The sequence below is a fragment of the Actinomadura sediminis genome (genome assembly GCF_042675525.1).
GTDB classification, from domain to species: domain Bacteria; phylum Actinomycetota; class Actinomycetes; order Streptosporangiales; family Streptosporangiaceae; genus Spirillospora; species Spirillospora sediminis.
In genome coordinates this window covers 1-8,871 of record NZ_JBHTJA010000175.1, presented here as the reverse complement: position 1 = coordinate 8,871, position 8,871 = coordinate 1, and the positions used below count along the sequence as shown (strand labels likewise).

The window sequence follows — 8,871 nt, the reverse complement described above, 5'->3', positions numbered from 1 at the left end:
GGTCGCGGCGGCGGCGCCGGACCAGGCCGGCGGGGTCGCCCGCCGGGTCGGCGCGGGCCCGCGCGGCGGCGGCCGTGAGCCGGTTCAGGTAGGGGAAGAGCCCGCCGACGATCTCGCCGTACAGCCCCGCCGGCACTCCCGCGCCGGCGCCGCCGCCCGCGTCGAGCTCGTCGAGGACGCGCGTGAGGCGGCGGACGGCGACGCGGGCGCCCACGTTGACGGCGTGCTCCCACGCGGCGGCGCCGCGCCCCTCGTGCTCCTCCGCGGCACCGACCCGGCGGAAGAACTCCGGCAGCTCCGGGTCCGGGTCGCCGGGCCGTTCGACCAGGTCGGCGAAGCCGCCGAGCGCGCAGCCGACGACGAGGTCGAGCGCGTCGCGGCAGCGCGGATCGGCGTAGTCGGGGACCTCCCGCCGGATCTCCGCGACCGCCTCGGCGGCGATCTCGGGCAGGGCCCGGCGCAGCGCCCCGCCGAGGCCGGGGGCGCCGCGGGCGGTGCCGCGGGTCGTGCCGCCGCCGGCGGCGACGTCACCGAGAACGCTCATCGTGCCGTCCCCCTCCCGGAGCCGCCGCCGCCCCCGGACGGCCGACCCTGTCGCGAACCTATGTGCCGCAAATCAACGGCACAATCGTGTACGGCTCGTTCCGGGGTGTCAATAGACCCCGGCCCCGGCGCCCGTTATCACACGTTTCGCCCTGCCGGGCCGGGTAGGGCCGTGCTGTACCCCGCTTCAAGGAGGGCGACGATGAAGGCTGTGACCTGGCACGGCAGGCGGGACGTCCGCGTCGAGAACGTCCCCGACCCGGAGCTCAAGGAGCCCGACGACGCGATCATCCGGGTGACCTCGTCCGGAATCTGCGGCTCGGACCTGCACCTGTACGAGGTGCTCGGCCCGTTCCTCAGCGAGGGGGACGTCCTGGGCCACGAGCCGATGGGGATCGTCGAGGAGACCGGCCCGGACGTGAAGCACGTCAAGCCCGGCGACCGCGTGGTCATTCCGTTCAACATCGCGTGCGGGCACTGCTACATGTGCGAGCGGAAGCTCTTCGCGCAGTGCGAGACGACCCAGGTGCGCGAGCAGGGCACGGGCGCGGCGCTGTTCGGCTACACCCGGCTGTACGGGCAGGTCCCGGGCGGCCAGGCCGAGTACCTGCGGGTGCCGCAGGCGCACTTCGGGCCGATCAAGGTGCCGGAGGGCCCGCCGGACGAGCGCTTCGTGTACCTGTCGGACGTCCTGCCCACCTCGTGGCAGGCCGTGGAGTGGGCCGGCGTCCCGAAGGACGGGTCGGTGACCGTGCTCGGCCTCGGCCCCATCGGCCAGATGTGCGCGCGCATCGCCCGGCACCGCGGTCACCGGGTGATCGGCGTGGACGTCGTCCCGGAACGGCTCGAGATGGCGCGCCGGCACGGGATCGAGGTGATCGACTCCGCGGACGCCGGCGACGTGGCGGACGCGGTGCGGCAGTTCACCGGCGGCCGCGGCACCGACTCGGTGATCGACGCGGTCGGGATGGAGGCGCACGGCTCCCCCGGCGCGAAGATCGCGCAGACGCTGACCGGGATGCTGCCCGGCAACACGGCCGCGCCGCTCATGTCGCGCGTCGGGGTGGACCGGCTCGCGGCGCTGCTGACGGCGATCGAGGTCGTCCGCCGGGGCGGGACGATCTCGGTGATCGGCGTGTACGGCGGGATGACCGACCCGATGCCGATGCTGCGGATGTTCGACAAGGGCATCACGCTCCGGATGGGCCAGGCCCACGTCCACGCGTGGATCGACGACCTGCTGCCGCTGGTGTCCGACGACGCCGACCCGCTCGGGGTCATGGACCTGGCCACGCACCGGATGCCGCTGGAGAAGGCCCCCGAGGCCTACGAGATGTTCCAGAAGAAGCGGGACGGGGCCATCAAGGTGCTGCTGCGGCCCGGGGAGCGCGCGTCCTGACACCGCCGCCGGGAACGTCCGTCCGGACGGACGTTCCCGGCGAAGCGAAGGCCCGGTGCGGTGCGCCCCCGAGCGCACCGCACCGGGCCCGTCCGGGCCCCCGGTCTCAGGCGGGCACGTGGCTCTTCTTGCGGGTCCAATGCCGGTGCGCGGCGACCGCGTCGACGAACCGCGCGGCGAAGTCGCCGCCGGGGCCGCGCGCCGTGACGACGCCCTGGTCCACGACGGCGTCGCCGCCCGCGCTCTCGCCGGCGAACCGCACCCCGGTGAGCCCCGCCCGCTCGAGCAGGCCGATGCCCTCGTCGAGCGCGCCGACCGCCTTGCAGTGGACGAACGCCTCGGCGACGAAGTGCACCGCGTCGCCGTTCTCGGCGAGGGTCCGCACGCTCGCCTCGCCCCCGGGGACGAGCACCGCGTCGTACAGCACGGACGCCATGGTCGGCATCGCCTTGGTGACCTCGACCTGGCCGCCGTTGGCCGCCTGGACGAACCCGTCCTCGGCCGCGAGCACCTCGACGATCGCGCCCCGCTCGGTGAACGCGCCGCCCACCGCCGCGACCGCCGCCGAGTCGACGCCGTCGGCGACGAGCACCGCGATCTTGCGGCCCTGCACGGACTCGGCCGGCGCGTTCGCCTGGCTCAGCGCGGGCGAGCTGCGGCCGTGGTTGGCGATCACCGCCTCGCCGGGCGGGTCGACGCCGATCCCCTTCGCGACGGCGACCGCGAGGTCGTGGTCGACGTGGTTCAGGTGGGCGACGACGCCCTCGCGGATCTGCTTCTGCTCGCACTTGCCGAGCTCGAAGCGGAACGCGCCGACGATGTGCTCCTTCTCCCAGTCGGCCATGCTGTTCCAGAACAGCGTCGCCTGGGAGTAGTGGTCCTGGAAGCTGTCGCTCCGCTTGCGGATCTTGGCGCCGTCGACCCGCTCCTGGTAGTGGGTGAAGGAGCCCTCGCCGCCCACGGCCGGGCAGCCGCCCGACAGGCTGTTCTTGTGGTAGGCGGACCGGGCCCCGTTGATCTCCATCTGGTGGTAGCCGTCGCGGTGGTGGTTGCGGACCGGCGCCACCGGCCGGTTCACCGGGATCTGCGGGAAGTTCGGCCCGCCGAGCCGGATCAGCTGCGTGTCCAGGTAGGAGAACAGCCGCGCCTGCAGCAGCGGGTCGTTGGTGAAGTCGATGCCGGGGACGACGTTGCCGATGTGGAAGGCGACCTGCTCGGTCTCGGCGAAGAAGTTGTCGGGGTTGCGGTTCAGCGTCATCCGGCCGACCGGCCGCACCGGCACCTCCTCCTCCGGGATGATCTTCGTGGGGTCGAGCAGGTCGAAGCCGAACTTGTGCTCGTCCTCGGCCGGTACGAGCTGCACGCCCAGCTCGAATTCGGGGAACGCGCCCGCCTCGATGCGGTCCCACAGGTCGCGGCGGTTGAAGTCGGGGTCCTTTCCGCCGATCTTCTGGGTCTCGTCCCACGCCAGGGAGTGCGTGCCGAGCACCGGCTTCCAGTGGAACTTCACGAACGTCGGGCGCCCCTCGGCGTTGACCAGCCGGAACGTGTGGACGCCGAATCCCTGCATCATCGCGTAGCTGCGCGGGATCGCCCGGTCCGACATCAGCCACATCATCATGTGCATCGTCTCGGGCTGGAGCTGGACGAAGTCCCACAGCGTGTCGTGCGCCGACTGCGCCTGCGGGATCTCGCTGGCCGGCTCGGGCTTCACCGCGTGCACGAAATCGGGGAACTTGATGCCGTCCTGGATGAAGAACACGGGCATGTTGTTGCCGACGAGGTCGAAGTTGCCCTGCCGCGTGTAGAACTTCGTCGCGAACCCGCGGACGTCCCGGACGGTGTCGGCCGATCCGCGCGAACCGGCGACCGTCGAGAACCGGACGAACACCGGCGTGGTGAGCGACGTGTCGCACAGGAACTCGGCCGTCGTGTAGTCGGTGAGCGGATCGGTGACCCTGAAGTGGCCGTAGGCGCCCGAGCCGCGCGCGTGCACGACCCGTTCGGGAATCCGCTCGTGGTCGAAGTGGGTGATCTTCTCGCGGAGGTGGAAGTCCTCGAGCAGGCTGGGGCCGCGCTCCCCGACGGAGAGCGAGTTGTCGGTGTCGTCCACCGGGATGCCCTGGTCGGTCGTGAGCCCCGCGCCTTCCGGGCTCACCCGCCACCGGTCCAGTTGTTCCTGCTTCTCGTCGCGGCCGCCGTCGACCATCATCGCTCCTCGTGACATGCGCGGGTGAGTCTCTCCGTGATCGCCGCTACCCGACCGAAACGGCGACATGCCCGTCTTGACCGGAACTTTGGCGGGCCTCGGTCGTGCCGGGTCTCCGCGCCGGCCGCGCCGGACGTCCGCGGGGGCGGGAGAGCGCCGTCCGGCTCCCTTTTCCGTGTCGCCGCGCGCCGCGATGACTCGTCGGGTCCGGGAATCCGCTACGGTCATGGACGCCGCGTCGGCGAGGGGAAGGAACACGGAGCACACATGGCCGAGAAGGTCATTCGGGTGGACGACATCGACGGGTCCGAAGGGTCCGATGTCGACAAGCGGGACTTCGAAGTCCTGGGTCGTACGTTCACGATCGACTTGAGCGACGACAACTACAAGCGCCTGAACGAGTTGCTGGACGGTCTCGCGCCGTTCATCGAGAACGCCGCCGAGGTCAAGCCCGCGGGGAAGGGACGCAAGTCCCGCACCGCGAAGATCAAGGGCTACACGAACGCGGATGTGCGCTCGTGGGCATTGCGAGAGGGCGTCGAAGTCTCCGAACGTGGCAAGATATCTGATGAGGTCTATGCTGCATTCATCGAGGCTCATCCGGACGCGAAGCCGGACGCATAGTTAGGGAGTCCCCGCATGGCACAGAAGGTCGAAGTCCTGCTCGTGGACGACATCGACGGCGGAGAGGCCGACGAGACCGTCAGCTTTTCCCTCGATGGGACCACGTACGAGATCGACCTGAGCAAGAAGAACGCCGACAAGCTCCGCGCGGGCCTGGAGCCGTTCGTGGCGGGCGCCCGCAAGGCGCGCAAGACGACCGGGCGCACGGCCCGGGGCACCCGTACCGCGAACAGCCGCGAGCGCTCCGCCGAGATTCGCGAGTGGGCGAAGAACCGGGGCATCAAGGTCAATGAGCGGGGCCGTATCCCCGCCCACGTGATCGAGAAGTACGAGGCCGCGCACTAGCGCGGGCGCGCCGCGCACGCGGCGGCGTTCGGCGCCTTCCGGAGGCCGGGGTGAAATTCTCATCACCCCGGCCTCGCGCATGCGTCGCCCGGCGCGACCGGAAGCGCGGTTCGGCATTTCTTTCCGTCGCCGCCACAATCCCCGGACAATTGCCGCATATGTAACCAATCACTGACGGCTCGCCTTAATCGCGCGTCCCCTCGCCCCCGGGCGGACGCGAAGGCGGGCGGCGGGCGGGTAGGGAGTCATCGGATGGACGTGGAAGGGGGGCGCCCGAGGTGGACGCCGCGCTCGGCCTGCTGGCCGTCCTGCTGCTGACTGCCGCGACCGGGTACTTCGTCGCGCAGGAGTTCGCGTTCGTCACCGCGGACCGCCCGGCGATGGACCAGCGCGCCGCCGAGGGCGACCGCGCGGCCGCGCGGGCCGTGCGGGTGATGGGGCGGCTGTCGTTCATGCTGTCGGGCGCGCAGCTCGGCATCACCGTCACCGCGCTGGTCGTCGGGTACATCGCCAAGCCCGCGCTCGCCGACCTGATCGCGCCCGCGCTGACGGCGGCCGGGGTGCCGGAGGGCGCGACGGGCGGCGTCGCGGTGGCGCTGGGCTTCGCGCTCGCCACGGTGGTCCAGATGGTGCTCGGCGAGCTGTTCCCGAAGAACCTGGCGCTGGCGAGGTCCGAGTCGCTGGCGCGCGCCCTGGCCGGGTCGACCCTCGTGTACCTCGCGGTGGCGGCGCCGCTGATCCGGCTGTTCGACACGTCGGCGAACCGCCTGCTGCGCACGGCGGGCATCGAGCCGGTCGAGGAGCTGCACCACGGCGCGACGCTGGAGGAGCTGGGGCACATCATCGGCGAGTCCGGCGAGCAGTTGCAGGAGGGCCACGCCGACCTGCTGGAGCGCGCGCTGGCGTTCTCCGATCGGGACGCCGAGGAGGTCATGGTGCCCCGGGTGGACGTCGTGACGGTGCCGGCGACCGCCCGCGCCGCCGACCTCGACGAGGTCATCTCCGCGACCGGCCGGTCCCGGTTCCCCGTGGTCGGCGCGGGCGTCGACGACGTGGTCGGGGTGGTCGGGCTGGAGGAGCTGGTGCCGCTGCCGCCCGGGGCGGCGGCCCGCACGCGGGTCGGCGAGATCGCCCGGCCGCCGCTGCTGCTGCCGTCCTCGCTGCCGCTGCCGGAGGTGGTGCTGCGGCTGCAGGGCGCCCGCGAGACGCTCGCCTGCGTGGTGGACGAGTACGGCGGCTTCGCGGGGCTCATCACATGGGAGGACGTCGCCGAGGAGCTGGTCGGCGAGATCGCGGACGAGAACGAGCCGGAGGAGGATCTGGCGATCCGGCGCGGCGAGTGGTGGACCACCGATGCCGGGCTGCGGGTGGACGAGGTCGAGCACGAGACGGGGATCGCGCTGCCGGAGGGCGACTACGAGACCGTCGCGGGCCTGCTGCTGAAGCGGCTCGGCCGCGTCGCCCGGCCCGGCGACGTGGTCGACGTCGCGCTGCCGCGGACGCGGCTGGACGAACCCGCGCGCACCGCGATCGTCGAGGTGCTGACCGTCCGGCGGCACGTCCCGGGGCTCATCCGGGTCCGCACCGTCGCGGCCGGGCACGAGGACGGGCACCGGGACGGGGACGGGAACGGCGGCGGGCCGGCGCGCGGCGGCGAGAGGGGGCGGCGGTGAACCTCGCGCTCGGCGGCGTCGTGACGCTCGCCCTGCTGGCCGGAAACGGCTTCTTCGTCGCCACCGAGTTCGCGCTGGTGGCGGCGAAGCGGCCCCGGCTGGAGCGGGCGGCGGCGCGCGGCAGCCGGGCCGCGGGCACGGCGGTGGCGGGCATCGACGAGCTGACGCTGACGCTCGCGGGCGCGCAGCTCGGGATCACGATGTGCTCGCTGGGGCTCGGCCTGGTGTCGGAACCGGTGTTCGCCGAGACCCTGCGGCCGCTCGCGCACGCCGCAGGGCTCCCCGACGGCGCGTCGCACGCGGTGGCGTTCGTCCTCGCGCTGGCGCTGGTGACGTTCCTGCACATGGTGGTCGGCGAGATGGCGCCGAAGTCGTGGGCGATCACCGCACCGGAGCGGTCGGCGACGATCCTGGGGCCGCCGTTCCGGGTGTTCAGCATCGTGATGCGGCCGGCGCTGGCCGCGCTGAACGGCGGGACGAACCTGCTGCTGCGGGCGATCGGCGTCCGGCCCACCGCGACGCGGGAGGCGCCGCGCACGCCCGAGCAGCTCCGCAACATCGCGGTGGAGTCGCGGCGGCTCGGGCTGATCGGGGAGACGGACCTGACGCTGCTGACGGCGGCGCTGGACGCCCCGCGCGCACCGCTGGCGAGCCTGGTCGTCCCGGTCGCCGACATCGTGTCCGTCCCGGCGGACGCGACCCCGCAGGAGGTGATCGACACGGCCGCGCGGACCGGCCGGATCCGGATCATGCTGCGCGGCTTCGACCGGTCCGGACGGGCGCGCATGGTGCACGTCCGGGACGCCTACCTCGCGCGGGCGCGCGGCCGGGACGCCCGCGCGGGCGAGCTGGCCCATCCGGTGCCGGCGATGCCGCTCGCCACCCCGGTCGGCGAAGCGGTCGCGACGCTGCGGGCGCAGCACAGCCACCTCGGGCTCGCGGTCGACGCGGAGGGCCGCGTGACGGGCGTCGTCAGCCTGGACGATCTGCTCACCACGTTGCTCGCCGTCCGCTGAACCCCGGGCGCCACGGGCGGATGTCAACGCTAGTTGACACGCCCCGTGTGTCAACTTACATTGACACCATGAGCGACGGAGTGACGCTCGCCAGAGAGGCGGGCAGCCAGGACCCGGCCGTGGGGCTGCGGGCCGTCCGGGCGCTGCGGGAGCTGGCCGAACGCCTGGAGGCCCTCCAGGTCGCCTCGGCCCGCGAGCGCGGCTGGTCCTGGCAGGAGATCGCGGACCACCTCGGCGTGAGCCGGCAGGCGGTCCACAAGAAGCACGGCGGCGGGCGCCGCCTCCTCCCGACGAAGGAGCGGTAGAGAATGTTCGAACGGTTCACCAAGGACGCCCGGGAGGCCGTCGTCGCCGCCCAGGCGCAGGCCCGCGACCTCGGCCACGGGCGCATCGGCACCGAGCACGTCCTGCTCGCGCTCCTCGACGCCGACGACGGCACCGCCCGGACCCTCCGCGCCCACGGGCTGACCGTCGCCTCCCTGCGCGCCCGCGTCGCCGCCGTGGGCGGGCGGGACGGCGACCTGGACCCCGAGGCACTGCGCGCCATCGGCATCGACCTCGACGCCGTCCGCCGGGCCGCCGAGGACAGCTTCGGGGAGGGCGCGCTGGACTCCCCGCCCGCCGAGCGCGCGCGGCGCAAGGGCCACCTGCCGTTCGCCAAGGAGGCGAAGAAGGCACTGGAACTGAGCCTGCGGCACGCGATACGCCTCAAGCACAACACCATCGGCACCGGGCACATCCTGCTCGGCGTCCTCCACGACGACGACTTCCGCGCGGTGCGGCTCGCGTGGGAGACGGGCGCGGACGTCGGCGAACTCCGCACCGGCATCACCCGCCTGCTGACGTCCAAGGCGGCCTGAGCCCGCCGCGGCGGGCCGCCGGTCAGCCGCCGAAACGCGACCGGAGGGCGGCGACGCAGGCGCGCGTGCGGACCGGGTCCCCCGGGAACCGTCGCCGGCACTCGGCCTCGATCCACGACGGGTCGCGCGGCCGCGCGGGCCCACCGGCGGGCACGTCCGCGGGCGCGTCCGGCGGGTCGGCCCCGGGGCGCGGCGCGTCCCG

General features: G+C 73.2%; 9 protein-coding genes and 1 pseudogene. 7 read left to right on the top strand and 3 right to left on the bottom strand.

Annotated features, from left to right (window positions below):
• Positions 1-544, bottom strand: a pseudogene (locus tag ACFQ11_RS36270) (hypothetical protein); the annotation flags it as partial.
• A gap of 201 nt (positions 545-745) precedes the next feature.
• Here ACFQ11_RS36270 and ACFQ11_RS36265 point away from each other — a divergent pair.
• A complete protein-coding gene (locus ACFQ11_RS36265) occupies positions 746-1,942 on the top strand; it encodes a zinc-dependent alcohol dehydrogenase (protein WP_378307229.1) in 1,197 nt (398 codons plus the stop codon).
• Between the two features lie 106 nt (positions 1,943-2,048).
• On the opposite strand, the gene ACFQ11_RS36260 is transcribed toward ACFQ11_RS36265, so the two are convergent.
• Positions 2,049-4,151 carry a catalase gene (locus tag ACFQ11_RS36260; protein ID WP_378307231.1) on the bottom strand — a complete coding sequence of 701 codons (2,103 nt, stop codon included), beginning with the start codon at positions 4,149-4,151 and terminating at the stop codon, positions 2,049-2,051.
• 267 nt (positions 4,152-4,418) lie between these two features.
• On the opposite strand from ACFQ11_RS36260, the gene ACFQ11_RS36255 reads away from it, so the two are divergent.
• The 6 genes from ACFQ11_RS36255 (at position 4,419) to ACFQ11_RS36230 (ending at position 8,669) form a co-directional block, all read left to right on the top strand.
• Positions 4,419-4,775: a histone-like nucleoid-structuring protein Lsr2 gene (locus tag ACFQ11_RS36255; RefSeq protein WP_378307227.1), complete on the top strand. Its 357-nt coding sequence runs from the start codon at positions 4,419-4,421 to the stop codon at positions 4,773-4,775.
• 15 nt (positions 4,776-4,790) lie between these two features.
• Positions 4,791-5,120 (top strand): histone-like nucleoid-structuring protein Lsr2, encoded by a 330-nt coding sequence (locus ACFQ11_RS36250; protein WP_378307225.1) that lies wholly within the window; start codon positions 4,791-4,793, stop codon positions 5,118-5,120.
• Positions 5,121-5,398: 278 nt separating this feature from the next.
• Positions 5,399-6,793, top strand: a complete 1,395-nt coding sequence (locus tag ACFQ11_RS36245) for a hemolysin family protein (protein ID WP_378307223.1) — start codon at positions 5,399-5,401, stop codon at positions 6,791-6,793.
• Positions 6,790-7,809 (top strand): CNNM domain-containing protein, encoded by a 1,020-nt coding sequence (locus ACFQ11_RS36240; RefSeq protein ID WP_378307221.1) that lies wholly within the window; start codon positions 6,790-6,792, stop codon positions 7,807-7,809. The genes ACFQ11_RS36245 and ACFQ11_RS36240 overlap by 4 nt, the downstream gene beginning before the upstream one ends.
• A 68-nt stretch (positions 7,810-7,877) precedes the next feature.
• A complete protein-coding gene (locus ACFQ11_RS36235; RefSeq protein ID WP_378307219.1) occupies positions 7,878-8,114 on the top strand; it encodes a helix-turn-helix domain-containing protein in 237 nt (78 codons plus the stop codon).
• Positions 8,115-8,117: 3 nt separating this feature from the next.
• Positions 8,118-8,669, top strand: a complete 552-nt coding sequence (locus tag ACFQ11_RS36230; protein ID WP_378307217.1) for a Clp protease N-terminal domain-containing protein — start codon at positions 8,118-8,120, stop codon at positions 8,667-8,669.
• 22 nt (positions 8,670-8,691) lie between these two features.
• Here ACFQ11_RS36230 and ACFQ11_RS36225 read toward each other — a convergent pair.
• Positions 8,692-8,871, bottom strand: a 180-nt coding sequence (locus ACFQ11_RS36225; protein ID WP_378307215.1) for a hypothetical protein, incomplete at its 5' end; no start/stop codon positions are given.